We start from the raw sequence: 18,491 nt of genomic DNA on the forward strand, positions 1-18,491 counted from the left end.
CGCACCATCTCGGCGGTCGCGGGCACGTCCGGTGGTTCCACGATGACGAGGTCGATCGCGGGATGCCGCCGCCGGAACACGCCGACGAGCCCCGCCAGCGGATCGACCGCCAGCGTCGTCGGCGCGACGATGTCCAGTCTGCCGCCCGCGAGACCGGCGATGGTGTGCACCACCGACCGCGCCGTCTCCATGTCCCGCATGATCTGCCGGGCCGGAGCGACGAACGCCTCGCCCGCCGGGGTCAGCGCGACCCCGCGGCCGAGGCGGTGGAACAGGGGCGTTCCCAGTTCCCGCTCCAGCAGCCGTATCGAGTGCGACAGCGACGGCTGCGCCACGAGCAGGGTGCGGGCGGCACTGGTGAAGCTGCGGTGCGAGGCCACCGCGACACCGAACGACCGGCCCGAACAGGCCGGCACCGGGTCCGAAAAAACTTCGGACGGCGATGTCGAGAACCCGTGATCGGCTCCGTCCCCGAGGTGAACGCGACCACAATGGGTCGCACCAGCACGAGGAGAGTCACGATGGCCAAGTACCTGCTTCTCAAGCACTACCGAGGCGCCCCGGCAGCGGTCAACGACGTGCCGATGGAGCGGTGGACGCCTGAGGAGATCTCGGCGCACATGCAGTACATGCACGACTTCGCGGCCCGGCTCGAGAAGACCGGCGAGTTCGTCGACGGCCAGGCACTCGCCCCCGAGGGGACGTGGGTCCGGTACGACGGTGAGGGGCGCCCGCCGGTCACCGACGGCCCGTTCGCCGAGACCAAGGACCTCATCGCCGGCTGGATGGTGATCGACGTCGACAGCTACGAGCGCGCCGTCGAGCTGGCCGGGGAACTGTCGGCCGCCCCCGGAGCGGGCGGCGAGCCCATCCACGAGTGGCTCGAGCTGCGCCCGTTCCTCACCGCGCCGCCCACCATCACGGAGTGACCTCATCCATGGACGAGGCCCTGCTCAGAAGCCTCACGCCGGGTGTGCTCACCGTCCTCGTCCGCCGCGGAGCCGACTTCGCGGCGGCCGAGGACGCGGTACAGGACGCGCTCGTCGAGGCGGTCCGCGGCTGGCCCGCCGACCCTCCGCGCGACCCGAAGGGCTGGCTGGTCACCGTCGCCTGGCGCAAGTTCCTCGACGCGGCGCGCTCGGACGCCGCCCGCCGTCGGCGCGAGGACCGCCTCGACGAGGAACCGGCGCCCGGGCCCGTGCCCGCGGTGGACGACACGCTCCAGCTGTACTTCCTGTGCGCCCATCCGTCGCTGACCCCGGCGTCCGCGGTCGCGCTCACCCTGCGCGCCGTCGGCGGACTCACCACCCGGCAGATCGCCCAGGCCTACCTGGTCCCCGAGGCGACCATGGCACAGCGCATCAGCCGGGCCAAGCGGACCGTCTCCGGCGTGCGGTTCGACCAGCCCGGCGATGTCGGCACCGTGCTGCGCGTGCTCTACCTGGTCTTCAACGAGGGCTACTCCGGTGACATCGACCTCGCCGCCGAGGCCATCCGGCTCACCCGGCAGCTCGCGGCCCACGTCGACCACCCCGAGGTGGCCGGGCTGCTCGCGCTCATGCTGCTGCACCACGCCCGGCGCGCCGCCCGCACCGCGGCCGACGGCAGCCTGGTGCCCCTCGCCGAACAGGACCGCCGTCGGTGGGACACGCGCCTGATCGCCGAGGGCATCGAGATCCTGCAGGCGGCCCTCGCCCGCGACCGGCTGGGCGAGTTCCAGGCCCAGGCCGCCATCGCGGCCCTGCACGCCGACGCGCCGACCGCCGAGGAGACCGACTGGGTGCAGATCGTCGAGTGGTACGACGAGCTCACCCGCCTGACCCGCAACCCCATCGTCCGGCTCAACCGCGCGGTGGCCGTCGGCGAGGCCGACGGGCCGCGCGCCGGCCTGGCCGCGCTCGCGGAGCTGGACGCCTCCCTGCCCCGCCACACCGCCGTGGCCGCCTACCTCCACGAGCGCGACGGCGACCTGGCCACGGCGGCACAGCTGTACGCCGAGGCCGCCCACAAGGCTCCCCACCTCGCCGAACGCGACCACCTGACCCGCCAGGCCGCCCGCCTCAACGCCCGCCGACGCCGCTGACGTACCGATCACGCAGGCTAGGCGGTACCTAGTGCGCTGATGTCATTTCCTCGTGTAGGTGACGATGCTGACGCCGGAGCCGAAGTCGCGGCGTGCGGTGGGCAGAAACCCGGTGGGAGCGAACGGGCCGTCGAACAGCGGGATGCCGGAGCCGATGACGACGGGGTTGTGCTTGATGATCAGTTCGTCGATCTCGGCGCGGAGCGCGGCGGCCAGCTTGCCTCCGCCGGCGAGCCAGATGCCCATCCCGTCCTGCTCCTTCAACTCCCGCACCCGCGCCGCAGGGTCGTCGGCGACGATCTCCACCTCGGGGCCGGGGGCGCGCAGGGTGCGGGAGACGACGTACTGCTTCAGGTGGGCGTAGGGGCTGGTGACGCCTGCCTTGAGGGCCGGCTCGTAGGTGCCGCGACCCATGATCACGGTGTCGAAGTGCCGGGACGGGGTGCCGGTCAGGCCGAGCGGCCCGCGGACGTGCACCGGCATCGTCTCGGGATACTCGGCGAGGATCGCCTCCCGCACCTCCCCCTCGAACGGGAGGAAGTCGTAACTGCCGTCCGGAGCGGCGATATAGCCGTCGAGGCTGGCGGCGACGTAATAGGTGAGCTTGCGCATCAAGTCTCTTTCCCCGTTGGACGACACGGCGGGCCGTCTGCTGCCGCATCGCTCTGATGTACTCTACTTGAAGTGGTTTGACCGTAGTACTGCAGTTGCAGTGATGTCAATGAGTTCTCCGAGGAGTTGTCGATGCGTCAGAACCCGGCCCGCCGCACCGCTTTGCTCGACGCCGCCATCGAGGTTCTCGCCCGCGAGGGCTCCCGGGGCCTGACGCTGCGCGCCGTCGACAAGGAGGCGGCCGTGCCCACCGGGACGGCGTCCAACTACTTCACCAACCGCACCGACATGCTGGCCCAGGTCATGAGACGTACCCGCGAGCGTCTGACCCCGGATCCGGCCGAACTGGCCGGCACGATGAACGCCGAGCCGTCACATGAGGTGGTCAGAACTCTGATGCTGCAGTTGGTCGACCGCATGCGCCGCGACCGCAGCAGTCACCTGGCCATGCTCGAGCTGCGCCTGGAAGCCACCCGCCGGCCCGAACTGCACGCGGAGCTGGCGCGTTTCTTCACCGCCGAGCTCGACGCCAACATCGACTTCCACCTGGGCCACGGCCTGCCGGGCGACCGCACCGGCGTGCTCGTGCTCTATCTGGCCATGCTCGGACTGATCGTCGACGACCTGACCGTCCCGGAAGTCCTCCGGCCGCATCGGCTCGACGCCCTGATCGACACCATGGTGACGCGCCTCCTCCCCGCGGAGGCGCGCTCAGCGGGCCGGAACGCCGAAGAGTCCACCACCAGCCCCTGAACTCGTCCTTCACCCTTCGGTCGCGCCGTGGCCGGTGCTCGTCGGCGTGCCGCGGCTGAGCTCTGCGAGGTGTACGTCCAGCGGCTGGAGCCGCCCCGGCAGCGGCTCTCGGAGGTCCCACCACCGGATGGCCGCGATCTCGTCGTTGGGGCGGAACGACTGCGGGACGCCGACGGCCCGGCCGGTGAACAGGGCGCCGTATTCGGCCCGTTGGTCAGGTGACAGAGTGAAGCCGGCGAAGCCGACGAAGCGGAGGTGCCCGTCGGGCACGTGGTGGGTCTCCTCCAGCAACTCGCGCGCGGCTGCCTGGCGAGGGGTTTCGCCGGGGTCGATCAGCCCGCCGGGCAGCTCCCAGGCCTGTCGGAACCGGTTGAAGGCCATCAAGACCCGATCGCCGTGCCACAGGGCCACCAGCGCAACGGGCAAGGGCGCGTCACCGGGCGGTCTGTCCTCCGGTCCCGGGACGAAGGAGACCAGGGCATTGCCGCGGTCGTCGACGGCCAGCGGTGAGGAGTGAGAAGCGGCCACCTCGACATGTTGCCCGCCCGGCTCAGGCAGTAGCCCCGGTCATGCCATGCCGTCGTGGAAGATCGTCTACGGCTGCTTCGCCGAGTGGCCGAGGGCTGCGCAGGGGGCTCGGCTCCGGGGCCGGCGGAGGGCCGGGATGCGGAGCCATCCGCGCGGTGCCGAGGGCTGCGCCGCAACGGAACCGGGGTCGGTGAACGGTTGGTTCGGCCGGGTCTCTTCCAGCCCCCCCGTGCCGGAGTCTGCACTGATCCGCCGTGCCGTGGTTCTCGGCCACCCGCTGCACACGGACCTCGCTGCTGTATTCGAGAAAGCGACGGTATCGAGGACGAGTACGGAGACGGGCTCCTATGGTCGGCCGAGCGTATCGCTTCCGAGAACCGGCACCTTGGCGCGGACACCGAGCTCGCCGCCCTGTACATCCCGTTCGATCCACTGCTGTTCTTCGCGGACGCGGGGAACGGAGACCTCTTCGCACTGCTCTCCAGGATCGGCAGACCCTGTGACCACAACATCCGAGCCCTCATAGGAGCAGCCCCTGTCGTCGGTCCGACGCGCTCGCGGGTGGCGTTCCGAGTAGCGTGTGAGGCACGACGTGCTGCTCGGCCGCCTTCCGGTGTGGGCCTCTTCCTGCGCGTCCGCTGCCGGCCGTGGGGCGTATTCCCGTGCGGGCTCGGGCACTGAATTCCATGCGACGCGTATGCCGCGACAAGTGCGAGAGAGGCAGTCATGGCCTTTGCCACCGCCGTGGACGGCACTCGGATTTATTTAAAGGACTGGGGATCGGGCCCGCCGGTCGTCTTCTCCCACGGCCGGCCGCTGACCGCGGACGCGTGGGATCGGCAACTGAAACTGGTGGCCGACAACGGCTTCAGGGCCGTGGCCCCGACCGCCGCGGGGGCGGACGCTCGGACCAGCCGTGGCAGGGCAACGACCTCGACACATACGCTGACGACCTGGCCTCGGTCATCGAGGCTCTCGACCTCACCGACGTCATCCCGGTCGGACACTCGACGGGTGGGGGAGAGGTCACACGCTATATCGGCCGGCACGGCTCGAGTCGTGTCGCCAAGGCCGTCCTGCTCGGCGCGATACCCCCGCTGATGCTGAAGACGGAAGCGAACCCGGAAGGGCTGCCGATCGAGGTGTTCGACGAGATCCGAAAGGGCATCCTGACGGACCGTTTCTCAGGGAACCCGCGATGCGTTCTGGCTCTGGAGCATGTCGGTGGGTATCAAAGGCGCCTACGACTGCGTCAAGGGCGTTCTCCGAGGCGGACCTCACCGAGGACCTCAAGGAAATCGACGTTCCGACGCTGATCATTCACGGCGACGACGACCAGATCGTTCCCATCGTGGCGTCCGCGAACAAGTCGTCCCAGCTCGTCGAGGACGCGACCTTCAAGGCGTATTCCGGTGCTCCGCACGGGTTGTCGATGGTTCCCGAGTTCGCGGAGAGGTTCGACGCCGACCTCCTTGAATTCGCGCGCGGCTGACCGGTCACTCGGGCCAGGGTGAATCCATGACGCGGTCCACCATGCTCGTGCGCCGGAACCCTGGGATGAAGTGCTCCAGAACGTCCTGGTTCACGGTTCCGTAGGTGGTGTCGGGACGGTTTTTGAGTCCTTCGACGAAAGCCTGCAGGAACTCGTTCTTGAAGTCGCCCCGCGGATGGACGGCGGTGATCTCCTCGACCTCTCCGGGATCCAGCCTGTCCAGGCCCACGCCGATCACATCGGTCAGCACCCCGTAGTTCGTGGTCGCGATCTCCGGACCCAGCCGGCCCGGAATCTCAGGAGTCGTGTGCAGCGCGATCGCCATCCATACCGTGTCGGCGGCCGCCGTCGACAGACCATGGCCGAGCAGGAACTTCCGTGCGTGGTCGGCGCCGTCGATCTCGAACCGCTGCTCCTTGTCGGAAAACGGCGTCAAGAGGCCGGAATCGTGGAACAGCGCCGCCAGGTAGAGCAGCTCGGGATCGGGTTCCAGGCCGGCTTCGCGAGCATGGATCGCGCCGAAGAAGTACACGCGCCGGGAGTGGTGGAAAAGAAGGGGACTTGTTGTCTCCCGGATGTGCCGGGTGGCTTCGGCGGCCGCCGGGGTGTCGGGGACCTGGATGCCTGCGACGATTTCGGTCATGAGGTCGGATCCTTCCGGTATCTTTTTTCATACTGCACTGGACGGATGCGTTCCTCCACGGTGCCGGTCATCGGGCCTTCCGCGCCGCCTCGGTCCGGCCGTGGACCACCCGGATCCAGACAGGCGAGAAAGGTGACGATGAGCTCCCACACCCATCGGGTCGTGATCCTGGTGTACGACGGGGTCAAACTGCTGGACGTCGCCGGGCCCGCCGAGGTGTTCGCCGAGGCGAACCGGCTCGGCGCCCACTACCGCGTCGAGCTGGTGTCACCGGGCGGGGCCGACGTCGTCGCGTCGAACGGGATCCGGATCTCGGTCGACGGCGACGCCGCGTCCGAGGCCGCCACGCACACGTTCCTTGTGGCCGGCGCGGACGTCTACCCGAGTACCCCCGTCGCCCATGATCTGGCCCAGGCCGCTCGAACCATGTCCGGCCAGGCGACGAGGACCGCCTCGATCTGCACCGGAGCCTTCATTCTCGGCGCCGCCGGTCTGCTGGACGGCAGGCGTGCGACCACCCACTGGAAGGTCGCCGATCAGCTCGCCGCGCGCTGCCCGGGCACCCGCGTGGAACCCGACGCGATCTATGTACGGGACGGCGCCATCTACACCTCGGCGGGTGTCACCGCCGGCATCGACCTGGCACTGGCCCTGGTGGAGGAGGACCACGGCCCCGACCTCACTCGCGACGTGGCCCGCGCCCTGGTCGTCTACCTGCAGCGGTCGGGGGGCCAGTCGCAGTTCTCCGCCCCGCTGCAGGGGTCGCCGCCCCGCACGCCGGCACTGCGGAAGATCACCGACCTGGTGACGGCGGATCCCTCGGGAAACCACTCACTCGGCGAGCTCGCCAGGCACCTCAACGTGAGCCCGCGCCATCTCACCCGGCTCTTCCGCGACGAGCTGTCCACCACCCCGGCGCGCTTCGTCGAATCCATCCGCTTCGACATGGCGAAAGCGCTCCTCGACCAGGGCTACACCGCCACTCAGGCGGCCGCCCTCGCCGGCTTCCCGAGTTACGAGAGTCTGCGCAGAGTGTTCGCCAGGGAGCTGTCGATCAGCCCCGCGGCCTACCAGCGCCGCTTCGCCACGGCACGCCGCGACGACGGCGGGTAGACCGCAGCGCACCGGCGTTCGCCGGAAGCCCACCGACCGGCCCGGAGGTTCCGTGTCCTTGCAGATGAAGTTGGTTGCGATCACGCTCGACTGCCCGGACCCGCCGGCCCTGGCGTCGTTCTACCAGCAGGTCACCGGCCTCGAACCGCACCCGAGGTCGGACGCCGAGTTCGCCGGCCTCCTGGGCGAACACGGACTCTTCATCGGCTTCCAGCGAGTCGACGACTACCGGGCCCCGAGCTGGCCAGGCCAGAACGTCCCCCAGCAGCTTCACCTCTGCTTCAAGACCGAGGACGACGACCTGGACGAAGCAGAGGCCCGCTTGCTGGAACTGGGCGCGGGCAAACCGGATCACCAGCCTCACGGCGACACGGCGCGGGTCCTCACCGACCCCGCGGGGCATCCCTTCTGCATCAGCACGCGCTGATGTCCGGCTGCGCCCTCGCTCTCGGGATGCGCTGCCGGCGTTCCGCTGGGCGGCGGGTGGCGTTCATGCGGGGGACACGCGGTTTCAAGGTCGTGTGATCAAAGTTCGGCGTCGTGCCTATCTCACGCTTGAGTACCGGTGTCGCCTCCGTATGTGCCGCGGCACTGATGTGTTCCGGGCTGGTCGTCACAGGGGTCCTCGCCGCGCAGCCTGCGGCTGCCACGACCCCGGCCGGTTACCAGAACGTCCGGATCAACGAGGTCACGTCGTCGGGCAACGACACGGTCGAGCTGTACAACGCCGGCTCGGCCGCGGTGAGCGTCAGCGGCTGGAAGATGTCCGACGACACCTTCTCGCCGCAGACGTTCAGCCCGTCCTCCGGCACCATCCCGGCCGGCGGCTTCGTCACCTTCAACTCGCCCAAGGGGCTGGGCGATGCGGACAAGCTGGTGATCTACACCTCCGATGGCACGGTGGTCGACCGCGTCGAGTGGGCCACCGACAAGGCGAAGCCGGCGATGGCACGGTGCGGCGGCGACGGCACCGGGGGGTGGGTGACCACGACCGCCGCCACCACGTTCGGCGCCTCGAACACCTCGGGCTGCCCGTCGTCCGTGCCGGCGGCGAGCCGTGTGCGGATCAACGAGGTCACCTCGGACGGCGCAGACACCGTGGAGCTGTACAACGGCGGAACGAGCGCGGTCAGCATCGGGTCGTGGAAGTACGTCGACAACGACGCCACTCACTCCCCGGCCTCCGTCTCGTCGTCCTCGCCGAGCGCCACCAGCATCCCCGCGGGCGGCTATGTCACGTTCAACTCATCCCTCGGCCTCGGCGACGACGACTCGGTCTTCGTCCTCGACGGCAACGGCAACACCATCGACTCGGTGACCTGGGCCACCGGCGGCGCCAAGCCGTCGGACCAGCGCTGCGGCAACGGCACCGGCTGGTTCCAGACCGCCACGACCGCGACGCTCGGCACCGCGAACTCCTGCTCGGGCAGCGGGGGCAGCGGCGGCGGCAGTGGTCAGACCGGCCGGCTGCTGGGTGGCGGCGGCTCGCTCACCAGCGGCTGCACCCCCGAGGCGCCCACGGGGACGGGCTCCGCGCCGGCGGGCACCCTGGCGTGGCCGGGCGGCCCCGACGTCACGATCGCCGACGACGTCTGCGCGTTCACCACGTCCACCGGGCCCGAGGGCCGTGACCTGAGCGGCCTGGCCTTCGACCCGGCGAACCCGTCGGTGCTGTGGGCCGCCAAGAACAAGGACTGGCTGTTCAAACTGGTCAAGAGCAACGGCAAATGGATCCCGGACCCGTCGTGGAGCGCGACCGGCAAGCAGCTCCGCTTCGCCGGCGGCTCCGGCGAGCCGGACTCCGAGGGGCTGACGGTCGGCGGCAACGGCCACATCTACGTGACCTCCGAACGCGACAACACCGACAACACGGTCCCCAAGGACACGATCATGGAGTTCGACCCGGCCGCGACCGGATCGACGCTGACGCCGGTCCATCAGTGGGACATGACCGCGCAGTTCCCGCAGCTCGACACCGGCAGCAAGGACGACGCCAACCTGGGATTCGAGGGCGTCGGCTACGTACCGGACAGCTGGCTGACCGCGAACGGCTGGGTCGACCCGCTGACCGGCGGCCGCTACAACCCGGCGAACTACCCGCTGCACGGCTCGGGCCTGTTCTTCGCAGGTCTGGAGTGGGACGGTACGCTGCACGCCTACGGCCTGAACTCCGACGGCACGTTCACCACGTTCGGCACGATCGCCACCGGAGAGGACTCCGTGATGGACGTGTCGTTCGACGCCGGAACCCAGCGCATCATCGCCACCTGCGACAACACCTGCGGTGAGACGCACACCCTCATGAAGATCAACGCCGCCGGCGCGATCGTTCCGGACGTGACCTACACCAACCCGGCCGTCATGCCGACCGACAACCTCGAGGGCTTCGCGATCGCGCCGACCTCGACCTGCGTCGACGGCTACCGGGAAGCGGTCTGGAGCGACGACGGCATCTACGGCCTCGGCTCCGGCAGCTCCTCCTACGGGCACGCCCTCTACAGCGGCACCTTCCCCTGCTGACCCGGGGCCACGGACGACAGCGGGCTCATGCCTCCTGCGCTACGCACCAATGGGGATAAAACCCTACTTAAGGGGCACAGGGATGGTAGTACTACCTGCAGCGGGAGGCAGCCGTGATCGTCCTCGGCATCATCTTGCTCGTCATCGGTTTCGTCACCGGCATCTCCATCCTGTGGACCATCGGCATCATCCTCGCCGTGATCGGCATCGTGCTGTGGATCCTGGGCTCGGTCGGCCACGCGGTCGCCGGCCGTCGGCACTATTGGTGACCGCCAGAAGGGAAGCCCGAGCCGCACGGGCCGGTGCGGCGAGCACGCACCCGTCGCCGGCCAGGCGCGAAGCGCAACCGCGCGCCTGGCCGACGACGGGCGCCGCCCGTTCGCGGCTCCACCGCAGCCGGCACGGACACGCTGCCGCTTCGCTCTCCTAGGAGAAGTAGGAGGTTCCCGCGCCGGGTGGTCTCAGGTGGCGAAGATCCCCTCTTCCGCCAGGCATCGGCGGAGGCGGTCGAGACGTCGGCGAGTGTGGTTGTTGCCTGTGCCGAGTGGCCAGCCGTTGAGCCGGGCGATCTGCGCTGTGTGAGGTCCTCGCAGTAGGCGAGGTGCAGCACCTGGCGTTGTGCCCCGCTGGTGGTGCCGCGCCGCGAGGACGCCGTCGGCGGTGCGCCGGTGTTGCTGGCCTGAGTGCCTGGTGAGCTGCGCTCGCTGCCGCTGGGGGCGCTGGAGAGACGCGGGGTTGCCGACACGCATGCCGGGTGCGGCCGCCGTGCCGGAGGAGGCGCTGCTGTCCTGTGGCCGGCGCATCGGCCCGGGCGCCGTGGTGCTGCGGTCGCAGACCCGCTCGACGGCGTCGGCGCCGCCGGCCCTGCGCGTCGCGGCCCTGCGGTGGGGACCGGCGGGCGCCCGGCAGCGGCCTCGTCCTGCCGGCAGGCCCGGGGTGGGACCGCCGGACGGCCGGCGCCTTCCCGCGGTGCGCGAACCTGCGGGAGGCGGTCCGGGCGCTCAGCGGCCTGTCCGGCGCCGACGGCTCCGTCCCCGGCCCGTCGGCCGGCGGCCGACCGCGAGCATGCCGCAGCGCACCGGGCGGCCCCGCGAGGTCTTCGCCTCACGGCTGTCTGCCGCGCGCCCGGCGGAAGCGGTCCAGCCCCTCGGCGAGGGTGACGATCGGATCGGGATAGTCCAGGGCGGCCCGCTCCCGGCCGGGGAGTCTCCACGGCTCGTGCGCCAACGGTCCCTCCACTTCGGCGAGTTCGGGGAGCCATCGGCGAACGTAGACGCCTTCCGGGTCGTACTTCCGGCCCTGTGTGACGGGGTTGAGTACCCGGTTGGGGCGGGTGTCGGTGCCGGTGCCGGCCATCCACTGCCAGTTGAGCTGGTTGTCGGCCAGGTCGCCGTCGACCAGCCAGTGCAGGAAGTGGGCGGCGCCGATCCGCCAGTCGACGTAGAGGGTCTTGGTCAGAAAGCAGGCGGTGAGCAGCCGGGCCCGGTTGTGCATCCACCCCTCCGCCCGCAGCTGCCGCATCGCCGCGTCGACGACCGGGTAACCGGTACGGCCCTCCCGCCAGGCGTCGATGTCCCCGGCGGCGGTGCGCTCGGTGCGCCACCGGTCGTGCCGCGTGCGGTAGTCGCGGTGGGCGCTCTCCGGCCGCGCGGCGAGGAGCTGGCGGTCGAAGTCGCGCCAGGCGAGCTGCCGTACGAACGCCTCGGCACCGGCTCCGCCGTGCCGGCGGGCCCGGTGCACGAGCTCCACCGGGGACAGGGTGCCGAAGTGCAGGTGGGCGGAGAGCCTGGAGGTGGCGTCCGCGGCCAGGTCGTCGCGGAGACTGTCGTAGGCCTCCAGACCGCGGCGCCAGTAGGCGGCCACCTGTGCGCGGGCCCGGCTCTCCCCGCCCGGCGGCAGGGCCGGGGACGTCCCGCCGGTCCCGCCGTGTGCCGGGAGCCGCTCGCCACCCACCTCGCCGGGGACGGGCACCCGGCGCGGCGCGCCCGCGGCCGGCCGCAGCGGCACCTGCGCCCAGCGCCGGTAGTAGGGGGTGAAGACGGCGAAGTGGTCGGAGGCGGCGGGGGTCACCGTGCCGGGCGGTACGGCCGCGGTGACGGCGTCGTGCACGAACAGCCGGCGGCCGGCCGGCTCCAGAGCGGACCGCAGCCGTTCCTCCCGGCGGGCGGCGAAACCGCTGTACCCGGCCGACATGTGCACCTCGTCGGCGTCCGCCTCGGTCACCACCCGGCACACCTCCTCCGCCAGATCGCCGGAGCGCACCACCAGCCGTCCGCCCCGCTCGCGCAGCGAGGCGTCCAGGTCCGCCAGACAGTCGTCGAGGAAGGCCCGGCGGTTGGGCGCGGCGAACCCGGCGGCCTCGATCGCACGGTCCCGCACGAACAGCGGAACGACGGCGTCGGCCGTCTCCAGGGCCGCGCGCAGCGGCGGGTGGTCGTACAGGCGCAGGTCGGCGGTGAACAGGACGACCGAGACGTGCATGGGTGTCAGCTTCTTCCGGGTGAGCGTCGGGGAACAGCGCGTTCACCCGGCTCTTCGGCCGCTGCCACGCCGGCGGATGCACTCCCACCGCGCTCCCGCCGAGACGGCGCCGCACGCTCCGCGGCACGGACGATGGAGCGGGCCATGCCGCCGAAGACGACCGCGTGGAACGGCGAGACGCTCCACCAGTACAGGTGGCCGAGCAGCCCGTGCGGGTGGAACAGCGCCCGCTGCCGGTACCGGACGGGTCCGCCGTCGCCGTCGTCCACCCGCATCTCCAGCCAGGCCAGGCCGGGCAGCCGCATCTCGGCGCGCAGCCGCAGCAGCCGCCCGTGTTCGATCTCCTCCACCCGCCAGAAGTCCAGGGAGTCGCCGGCCCTCAGACGCCTGGCGTCCCGGCGGCCCCTGCGCAGGCCCACGCCGCCGACGAGCCGGTCCAGCCGGCCGCGCACCGCCCAGGCCAGGGGGAAGGAGTACCAGCCGTTCTCACCGCCGATGCCCTCGATGACCTCCCACAACGCCTCCCGCGCGACAGCGGCGTCGCGTTCTCGCACGTCGGTGTAGAGGCTGCCGCCCGCCCAGTCCGGGTCGGTGGGCAGCGGGTCGCTGGGCGCGCCGGGTACGGAGGCCGACGACCAGCGTGTGGCCACCTGGGCGTCGCGGATCCGCTGCAGGGCCAGCCGGACCGCGCGGTCGAACGCCAGCGGGTGCCCCGGCGGGCTCGGTACATACCGTTCGATGTCGTTCTCCCGGCACACCACCTCGTGGCGCAGCGACTCGGTCAGGGGCCGGGCGATGGAGGCGGGGACCGGGGTGACCAGACCCACCCAGTGACTGGACAGGCCGGGCGTGAGAACGGGCACGGGCATGATCAGCCGCCGGGGCAGCCCGGCCACGGACGCGTAGCGGCGCATCATGTCGAGGTACGTCAGCACCTCCGGGCCGCCGATGTCGAAGGCGCGGTTCACCTCGCTGGGCAGGCGGGCGCAGCCGGTCAGCAGGCGGAGCACGTCCCGTACGGCGATGGGCTGGATCCGGGTGCGCACCCAGCGCGGGGTGACCATCACCGGCAGCCGCTCGGTCAGGTAGCGCAGCATCTCGAAACTCGCCGAGCCGGAGCCGATGATCACGGCGGCGCGGAGCACGGCCGTCGGCACGCCCGAGGCGAGCAGGATGCGGCCGACCTCGGAACGCGAGCGCAGGTGGGGCGACAGCTCCCGCTCGGGGACCGACCGGGGCGTCAGGCCGCCCAGGTAGACGAGCCGGCCGACGCCTGCCCGGCGGGCCTGTGCGCCGAAGACCCGGGCCGCCTCGCGGTCGGTGTCCTCGAATCCGCGGCCGGTGCCGAGCGCGTGCACCAGGTAGTAGGCCACGTCCACGCCGTCCATCGCCCGTGCCACCGACCCGGGATCGGTGACGTCGCCCCGCACGATCTCCACCCGGCCGGCCCACGGATGGTCACGCAGCTTGCCCGGGGTGCGGGCCAGGCAGCGCACCCGGTGCCCGGCGTCGAGCAGCTCCGGCACCAGCCGGCCGCCGATGTAGCCCGTGGCACCGGTCACCAGGCACGTCAGACCGTCGCCCGGCGGGCCGCTACGCGTCGGTGTGATGTAGTCGCTCATGGTGGCTCCCGCCGACGACCCGCTCGTCACCGGCTGCTCACAGCACCCGGCACTCCTCTCTACGGTGCCGACCGCCGCTCCCGGATGCCAGCCGCACTGGGCCGGCAAGCGCGGCCGCGATCTCGTACGGCACCGCTGGTCCTCGTACCGGCACCGCCCGTCACCCGGTCGGCCGGCACCCGGGCCTCGGCGACGGATCACCCGCCCGGCGGAGCATGGGGCGCGCTGATCCGGCAACCGGGAGGTGTGTGCCGGGTCCATCGCGTCCTCCAGGTGGCCGCCCGGCCGAGGAGGTGCTGCGGCCTGTCCCCGAACCGGCCGCAGCACCGCCCCCGGGCAGGGAGCCACCGTCTGCCGGCACTGCTTGCCGTCGCCCTACCGCCTGCCCGGGTTCAGGCCCCTTGCCGCGGGCCGCGCGACTCGGAGGGCCCGTCGTGGCCGGGTCCCGTGGTCGGGGTGGGATCAGGGCGCGCGGTGAGTGCGGCCAGGTAGGCGTCCAGCAGCTCGATCTGCCGGTGCGGCGGGAACGCCGCCGGGTCGAGCAGTGCCTGCACCACCAGGCCGAGGACGAAGGCCTGTGCGGCAGCTGCGATGGCGGCGGTGTCGCCCGGGGGCAGCTCGCCGAGCTCCTGGGCTGCCGCCACGCGCCGGCTCAGCCTGTCGCGGCCCTGGGCGTACTTGCGGGCGTAGTCGGCGCTCAGGGCGGAATCGGAGAGGGCGGCGTCCCAGGAGGAGACCCAGATGCGGTTGCTGTCGGTGGCCTCGGGGGTCAGCGGCAGGATGTCGAGCAGCGCGTCCCTGACGGCGGCCAGGCCCGTGCCCGTCTGCCGGCGTGGGCGGGCCATGGTGCGCTGCTCCAGCAGGTCAAGGGCATGCTCCAGCAAGGCGCGCTTGGTGGGGAAGTAGTGGGTCAGCAGGCCGGTGGTCGCGCCGAGTTCGGTGGCGACGGCGCGCAGGGTGAGACCGGCGAAGCCGCGCGTGGCCATCACCCGCCACACCGCTTCGGAGACGTCGCGCCGGCGGCCCTCGTGATCCCCCTTGGTGCGTGGCATGGCACCACGCTACATTGCCATAACAAACGTTATGTGAATGGGGCTGTCATGTTCTCGCTGTCCTTGCGCCACGGTGCTCATCTGGCTCCGCTGGAGGTCTGGCACGCCGAAGAGTTCGCCGGCCATCTGGACCGGGCTCGCGAGCACATCCGTCCATGGGTCGGCGCCGGGTTCGTCACCGACGACGTGGACGGGGCGCGGGCGACGCTGCTCCGGTATGCGGAACGGCAGGCCCACGACGGCGGCCGCCTGTACGGCATCCGGCGGGACGGAGTGCTGGTCGGCGGTGTGATGTTCACCGACTTCGACGCCGCTCTCGGCGTGTGCGAGCTCGGTTGCTGGCTGGAGCCCTCCGCCGAGGGACACGGGCTGGTCACACAGGCGTCCCGCGCCCTGCTCGACTGGGCGTTCACCTCCCGGGGCCTGCACCGGGCCGAGTGGCACTGCCGGGCCGACAACGCTCGCAGCGCGGCGGTGGCCGAGCGGCTCGGCATGCGATTGGAAGGCGTGCGCCGCGAGGCATGGCCCTACGACGGCGTCCGCTACGACAAGCAGCTCTGGGCGGTCCTCGCTCCCGAATGGCACGCCCTGAACCGGTGAACCGGCCGTGACCCGCCCGGCGGCCCGCCGCCGGCCCTCCCGAACCGCTCGCACCCCATGCGCCGGACCCTGACCGGACGCGGTGCCGGGGCCGCTCCCGGTCCTGCGAGCGCCCGGATCGGCCGCGGCACAGGCGCGTGCCGTCAGTGACGCGCGGTCGCTGCGACGTTCCCGGCCGTCGAGGCCTTGGTGGCGGCCACGCTGCCCAGCAGGCGCAGCGCTGCTTCGGACGGCGAGCCGGGCTCGGCGGTGTAGGCGATCAGCCGCTGTCCGGACGTGCCGGGGATGACCAGGTTCTCGAAGCTCAGGTCCATCGCGCCCACCAGCGGATGGTGCAGCCGCTTCACGCCCGAGGTACAGGTACGGACCGGATGCCGGGCCCAGCGGGACGCGAACTCGTCGCACTGGACGGTGAGTTGGCCGACGAGCTCGGCCAGCCGGCGATCGTCGGGGTGGCGGCCGGCCACCAGACGCAAGGAGGCCACGGCGAGTTGCGCCTCCTCGTTCCAGTCGGGGTACAGCGCGCGGTACCGCTCGTCCAGGAAGAGCATCCGCGTCAGGTTGGGGCGGCTGCCCGGGGTGCCGGGGCTGTCGGCCGGCAGGTGCCCGGCGAGCAGCGCGTGACCCAGCGCGTTCCAGGCGAGGACGTCGTTGCGGCGGTCCAGGACCAGGGCCGGCACCTCCGTCATCGCGGCCAGCAACTGGCGTGCGGAGGCGCTCGCGTGCTCCGTCCGTGACGGTGCCGGGCGGGACGCGGACCCGGCGGAGGGGCGGGCCAGGTCCTTGAGGTGCGCGGTCTCGTCCGCGGTGAGCCGCAGCGTGCGGGCGATCGCGTCGAGCACGGAGTCCGACGCGCCGGTCGCACGGCCCTGTTCCAGACGGGTGTAGTGGGTGATGCTGACGCCGGCGAGCATGGCCAGCTCTTCCCTGCGCAGCCCGGTGACGCGGCGGCGGGTCGGATGCGGTGTGATGCCGGCGTCCTCGGGCCGGAGTGCGGCACGGCGGGACCTGAGGAAGTGTCCCAGCTCTGACGGAGCGTCCATCGATGCCTCCCGCGTCGTACGTGCCCCGCCGCCCCACCGCCGGGCGACGGTGCCCGCGCGCGTGAGCGGCTCCGAGTCCATGATGCCCGCGGAGCACGGCCGTTGGGTGCGGCAAGGGTGGTCACGTGATGACCACCCTTGCGCGGGCTGTGCCGGACAGGGTTCTGGCTGGCCTCCACGGCGCGGACGAGTCTCTCTCCGAGCGGCGCGCACGACGCCCGCGCACGAGAGAAAGGGATACCGACGTCATGTCCATCACCGATGCGGAAACCGCCGGCACGGCAGGTACGGCCGGCGCGCCGGCTGCGGTCGCCGGCACGGCACCGGCCGTCCTCACCCCCCGGTTGCGGCTGGTGCTGGTGCTGCTGCTCGCGGCCCAGTTCACGCTGGCCGTGGACTTCTCCATCCTGAACGTCGCCCTGCCCGTGATCGGCGAGGGCCTCGGCTTCTCCCTGGCGCACCTGCAGTGGATCGGCACCGCGTTCGCCCTGTGCGCGGCCGGCTTCACGCTGCTGTTCGGCCGAGTCGCCGACCTGTTCGGGCGCCGGCGGCTGTTCCTCGGCGGCCTCGCGGTGCTGGGCGTGGCCTCGCTGGCGGGCGGCCTGGCGCAGAACCCCGAGGTGCTGATCACGGCCCGCGTCTTCCAGGGCCTGGCCACCGCCGCGGTGACCCCGGCCGGCCTGTCCCTGCTGACCACGTCCTTCCCCGAGGGCCCGCTGCGGGAGAAGGCCCTCGGCCTCAACGGCGCCCTGATGTCCGCCGGATTCACCACCGGCGCCATCCTCGGCGGTCTGCTCACCGACCTGCTGTCGTGGCGGTGGGCGTTCTTCATCAACGTGCCCGTCGCCTTGGCCGTCCTCCTCGTCGCCCCGACCGTCGTCGAGGAGTCCCGGCCCGACGAGCGCCCGAAGCTGGACGTGCCCGGCGCCGTCAGTGTCACGCTCGGCCTGCTCGCTCTCGTCTTCGGCCTCACGCAGGCCGGCGAACACGGCTGGGGCTCGCCCCATGCGCTGCTGCCCCTGGCCGCCGGTGCCGTGCTGCTCCTGGTCTTCCACGCCGTCGAGCGCAAGGTGGCGGCGCCCCTGGTGCCGCTCGGCGTGCTCGGCAAGCGGTCGGTGGCCTGGGGCAACCTCGCCGGTCTCATCGCCTTCCTCACCGAGACCTCCCTGGTCTTCCTGCTCACCCTCTACCTCCAGGAGGTCCTGGGCTTCTCGGCGCTGGCCGCGGGCCTGTCCTTCGGCGTGCTGGGCCTCGGCACGCTCGTCGGCGGATCCGTCGCCCCGAAGGTCATCGGGAAGGCCGGCAGCAAGAGCACGCTGATCGCGGGCGGGCTGCTCCAGACGGTGTTCACGGCCGCGCTGCTCTGCCTCGGCGACGACCGCGGGTGGATGGGGCTGCTGCTGGTCGCCACCTTCGCCGGCGGCGTCGGGAACATGCTCGTCATCGTCGGCTTCATGGTCACCGCCACCTCCGGGCTCGCCGACCGCGAACAGGGTTTGGCCACCGGGCTCGCCACCATGACCCAGCAGATCGGCATCACCATGGGCACCCCGATCATGAGCGCCATCGCCACCGCGGCGATGACCGGCACCGGCGCCTCGGCCGTCCTCGGCGGGCTGAAGACCGCGATCGCGGTGAACGCCGCCCTCGTGCTCCTCGGTGCGCTCACCAGCGCCGCATTCCTCCGCAGTGACGCCCGGCGATAGGCGTCGCACGAGGACCGGGCGGGCCGCCGAGGCCCGCCCGGACGGCCGTGGCCCGGCGGGCCGCCGGACCACCGCACCAGCCGGTCATGGACCTGGCGCGGGTGCCCGGGACGCAATGCGGGCGGCACCCGGGTCACCGCCAACCACGCGGCGCGCATCCGGCGACCGTACGTGCGAGAGCTTCGACGTCGCCCTCGGCATGGTCGCCGAACGCAGACCGCCGCCGGCCCCCGACCCGCGCGT

At 71.8% G+C, this 18,491-nt stretch carries 16 protein-coding genes and 2 pseudogenes; 10 read left to right on the forward strand and 8 right to left on the reverse strand.

What is annotated here, in order from left to right; genetic code table 11:
- Positions 1-287 precede the first annotated feature (287 nt).
- Positions 288-635 (reverse strand): annotated as a pseudogene (locus tag ACGFZN_RS17300) (LysR family transcriptional regulator); the annotation flags it as partial.
- On the opposite strand from ACGFZN_RS17300, the gene ACGFZN_RS17305 reads away from it, so the two are divergent.
- Together ACGFZN_RS17305 and ACGFZN_RS17310 are read left to right on the forward strand one after the other, a co-directional pair.
- Positions 522-929 carry a YciI family protein gene (locus ACGFZN_RS17305; protein ID WP_393859300.1) on the forward strand — a complete coding sequence of 136 codons (408 nt, stop codon included), beginning with the start codon at positions 522-524 and terminating at the stop codon, positions 927-929. The pseudogene ACGFZN_RS17300 and the gene ACGFZN_RS17305 overlap by 114 nt on opposite strands.
- 8 nt (positions 930-937) lie before the next feature.
- On the forward strand, positions 938-2,083 hold the full coding sequence (locus tag ACGFZN_RS17310) for an RNA polymerase sigma factor (protein WP_393859445.1): 1,146 nt from the start codon (positions 938-940) through the stop codon (positions 2,081-2,083).
- Positions 2,084-2,125: 42 nt separating this feature from the next.
- Here the strand turns inward: ACGFZN_RS17310 and ACGFZN_RS17315 are convergent, their stop codons facing one another.
- Positions 2,126-2,695: a dihydrofolate reductase family protein gene (locus ACGFZN_RS17315; protein ID WP_393859301.1), complete on the reverse strand. Its 570-nt coding sequence runs from the start codon at positions 2,693-2,695 to the stop codon at positions 2,126-2,128.
- 132 nt (positions 2,696-2,827) lie between these two features.
- Here ACGFZN_RS17315 and ACGFZN_RS17320 point away from each other — a divergent pair, with 132 nt between their 5' ends.
- Positions 2,828-3,448 (forward strand): TetR/AcrR family transcriptional regulator, encoded by a 621-nt coding sequence (locus ACGFZN_RS17320; protein WP_393859302.1) that lies wholly within the window; start codon positions 2,828-2,830, stop codon positions 3,446-3,448.
- A gap of 9 nt (positions 3,449-3,457) precedes the next feature.
- Here the strand turns inward: ACGFZN_RS17320 and ACGFZN_RS17325 are convergent, their stop codons facing one another.
- Positions 3,458-3,976 carry an NUDIX hydrolase gene (locus tag ACGFZN_RS17325; protein ID WP_393859303.1) on the reverse strand — a complete coding sequence of 173 codons (519 nt, stop codon included), beginning with the start codon at positions 3,974-3,976 and terminating at the stop codon, positions 3,458-3,460.
- A 726-nt stretch (positions 3,977-4,702) separates the two neighbouring features.
- On the opposite strand from ACGFZN_RS17325, the pseudogene ACGFZN_RS17330 reads away from it, so the two are divergent.
- A pseudogene (locus tag ACGFZN_RS17330) lies at positions 4,703-5,468 on the forward strand (alpha/beta fold hydrolase).
- Between the two features lie 4 nt (positions 5,469-5,472).
- Here the strand turns inward: ACGFZN_RS17330 and ACGFZN_RS17335 are convergent.
- Entirely contained in the window at positions 5,473-6,111 is a 639-nt protein-coding gene (locus ACGFZN_RS17335) for an HD domain-containing protein (RefSeq protein WP_393859304.1), read from the reverse strand.
- Positions 6,112-6,249: 138 nt separating this feature from the next.
- Here ACGFZN_RS17335 and ACGFZN_RS17340 point away from each other — a divergent pair, with 138 nt between their 5' ends.
- From ACGFZN_RS17340 to ACGFZN_RS17355, 4 genes are all read left to right on the forward strand, one after another.
- Positions 6,250-7,224, forward strand: a complete 975-nt coding sequence (locus tag ACGFZN_RS17340; protein WP_393859305.1) for a GlxA family transcriptional regulator — start codon at positions 6,250-6,252, stop codon at positions 7,222-7,224.
- Between the two features lie 52 nt (positions 7,225-7,276).
- Positions 7,277-7,651: a VOC family protein gene (locus ACGFZN_RS17345; RefSeq protein ID WP_393859306.1), complete on the forward strand. Its 375-nt coding sequence runs from the start codon at positions 7,277-7,279 to the stop codon at positions 7,649-7,651.
- 167 nt (positions 7,652-7,818) lie between these two features.
- Positions 7,819-9,744 (forward strand): lamin tail domain-containing protein, encoded by a 1,926-nt coding sequence (locus tag ACGFZN_RS17350; protein WP_393859307.1) that lies wholly within the window; start codon positions 7,819-7,821, stop codon positions 9,742-9,744.
- Positions 9,745-9,857: 113 nt separating this feature from the next.
- Complete coding sequence (locus tag ACGFZN_RS17355) at positions 9,858-10,013, forward strand: DUF6131 family protein (protein ID WP_330342097.1); 156 nt, start codon at positions 9,858-9,860, stop codon at positions 10,011-10,013.
- A gap of 835 nt (positions 10,014-10,848) precedes the next feature.
- On the opposite strand, the gene ACGFZN_RS17360 is transcribed toward ACGFZN_RS17355, so the two are convergent.
- The 3 genes from ACGFZN_RS17360 to ACGFZN_RS17370 form a co-directional block, all read right to left on the reverse strand.
- A complete protein-coding gene (locus ACGFZN_RS17360; protein WP_393859308.1) occupies positions 10,849-12,225 on the reverse strand; it encodes a cryptochrome/photolyase family protein in 1,377 nt (458 codons plus the stop codon).
- Between the two features lie 5 nt (positions 12,226-12,230).
- A complete protein-coding gene (locus ACGFZN_RS17365) occupies positions 12,231-13,847 on the reverse strand; it encodes an SDR family oxidoreductase (RefSeq protein WP_393859309.1) in 1,617 nt (538 codons plus the stop codon).
- A 392-nt stretch (positions 13,848-14,239) separates the two neighbouring features.
- Positions 14,240-14,899 carry a TetR/AcrR family transcriptional regulator gene (locus ACGFZN_RS17370; protein ID WP_393859310.1) on the reverse strand — a complete coding sequence of 220 codons (660 nt, stop codon included), beginning with the start codon at positions 14,897-14,899 and terminating at the stop codon, positions 14,240-14,242.
- Positions 14,900-14,947: 48 nt separating this feature from the next.
- Between ACGFZN_RS17370 and ACGFZN_RS17375 the strand changes: the two genes are divergently transcribed.
- Positions 14,948-15,499, forward strand: coding sequence for a GNAT family N-acetyltransferase (locus ACGFZN_RS17375; protein ID WP_393859311.1), 552 nt, complete (start codon positions 14,948-14,950; stop codon positions 15,497-15,499).
- Positions 15,500-15,642: 143 nt separating this feature from the next.
- On the opposite strand, the gene ACGFZN_RS17380 is transcribed toward ACGFZN_RS17375, so the two are convergent.
- Positions 15,643-16,542: a helix-turn-helix transcriptional regulator gene (locus ACGFZN_RS17380; protein WP_393859312.1), complete on the reverse strand. Its 900-nt coding sequence runs from the start codon at positions 16,540-16,542 to the stop codon at positions 15,643-15,645.
- Positions 16,543-16,790: 248 nt separating this feature from the next.
- On the opposite strand from ACGFZN_RS17380, the gene ACGFZN_RS17385 reads away from it, so the two are divergent.
- Positions 16,791-18,248 carry an MFS transporter gene (locus tag ACGFZN_RS17385; RefSeq protein WP_393859313.1) on the forward strand — a complete coding sequence of 486 codons (1,458 nt, stop codon included), beginning with the start codon at positions 16,791-16,793 and terminating at the stop codon, positions 18,246-18,248.
- Positions 18,249-18,491: the final 243 nt, after the last annotated feature.

The sequence above is a fragment of the Streptomyces sp. NPDC048192 genome, assembly GCF_043202415.1.
In the GTDB taxonomy this organism is placed as follows: Bacteria; Actinomycetota; Actinomycetes; order Streptomycetales; family Streptomycetaceae; genus Streptomyces.

Bases quoted from the DNA above. Each gene is read 5' to 3' on its own strand.
- ACGFZN_RS17360 (WP_393859308.1), bottom strand. From the start codon at position 12,225: ATGCACGTCTCGGTCGTCCTGTTCACCGCCGACCTGCGCCTGTACGAC.
- ACGFZN_RS17365 (WP_393859309.1), bottom strand. From the start codon at position 13,847: ATGAGCGACTACATCACACCGACGCGTAGCGGCCCGCCGGGCGACGGT.
- ACGFZN_RS17310 (WP_393859445.1), top strand. From the start codon at position 938: ATGGACGAGGCCCTGCTCAGAAGCCTCACGCCGGGTGTGCTCACCGTC.
- ACGFZN_RS17370 (WP_393859310.1), bottom strand. From the start codon at position 14,899: ATGCCACGCACCAAGGGGGATCACGAGGGCCGCCGGCGCGACGTCTCC.
- ACGFZN_RS17350 (WP_393859307.1), top strand. From the start codon at position 7,819: ATGTGTTCCGGGCTGGTCGTCACAGGGGTCCTCGCCGCGCAGCCTGCG.
- ACGFZN_RS17315 (WP_393859301.1), bottom strand. From the start codon at position 2,695: ATGCGCAAGCTCACCTATTACGTCGCCGCCAGCCTCGACGGCTATATC.
- ACGFZN_RS17320 (WP_393859302.1), top strand. From the start codon at position 2,828: ATGCGTCAGAACCCGGCCCGCCGCACCGCTTTGCTCGACGCCGCCATC.
- ACGFZN_RS17380 (WP_393859312.1), bottom strand. From the start codon at position 16,542: ATGGACGCTCCGTCAGAGCTGGGACACTTCCTCAGGTCCCGCCGTGCC.
- ACGFZN_RS17340 (WP_393859305.1), top strand. From the start codon at position 6,250: ATGAGCTCCCACACCCATCGGGTCGTGATCCTGGTGTACGACGGGGTC.
- ACGFZN_RS17335 (WP_393859304.1), bottom strand. From the start codon at position 6,111: ATGACCGAAATCGTCGCAGGCATCCAGGTCCCCGACACCCCGGCGGCC.
- ACGFZN_RS17385 (WP_393859313.1), top strand. From the start codon at position 16,791: ATGTCCATCACCGATGCGGAAACCGCCGGCACGGCAGGTACGGCCGGC.
- ACGFZN_RS17305 (WP_393859300.1), top strand. From the start codon at position 522: ATGGCCAAGTACCTGCTTCTCAAGCACTACCGAGGCGCCCCGGCAGCG.
- ACGFZN_RS17375 (WP_393859311.1), top strand. From the start codon at position 14,948: ATGTTCTCGCTGTCCTTGCGCCACGGTGCTCATCTGGCTCCGCTGGAG.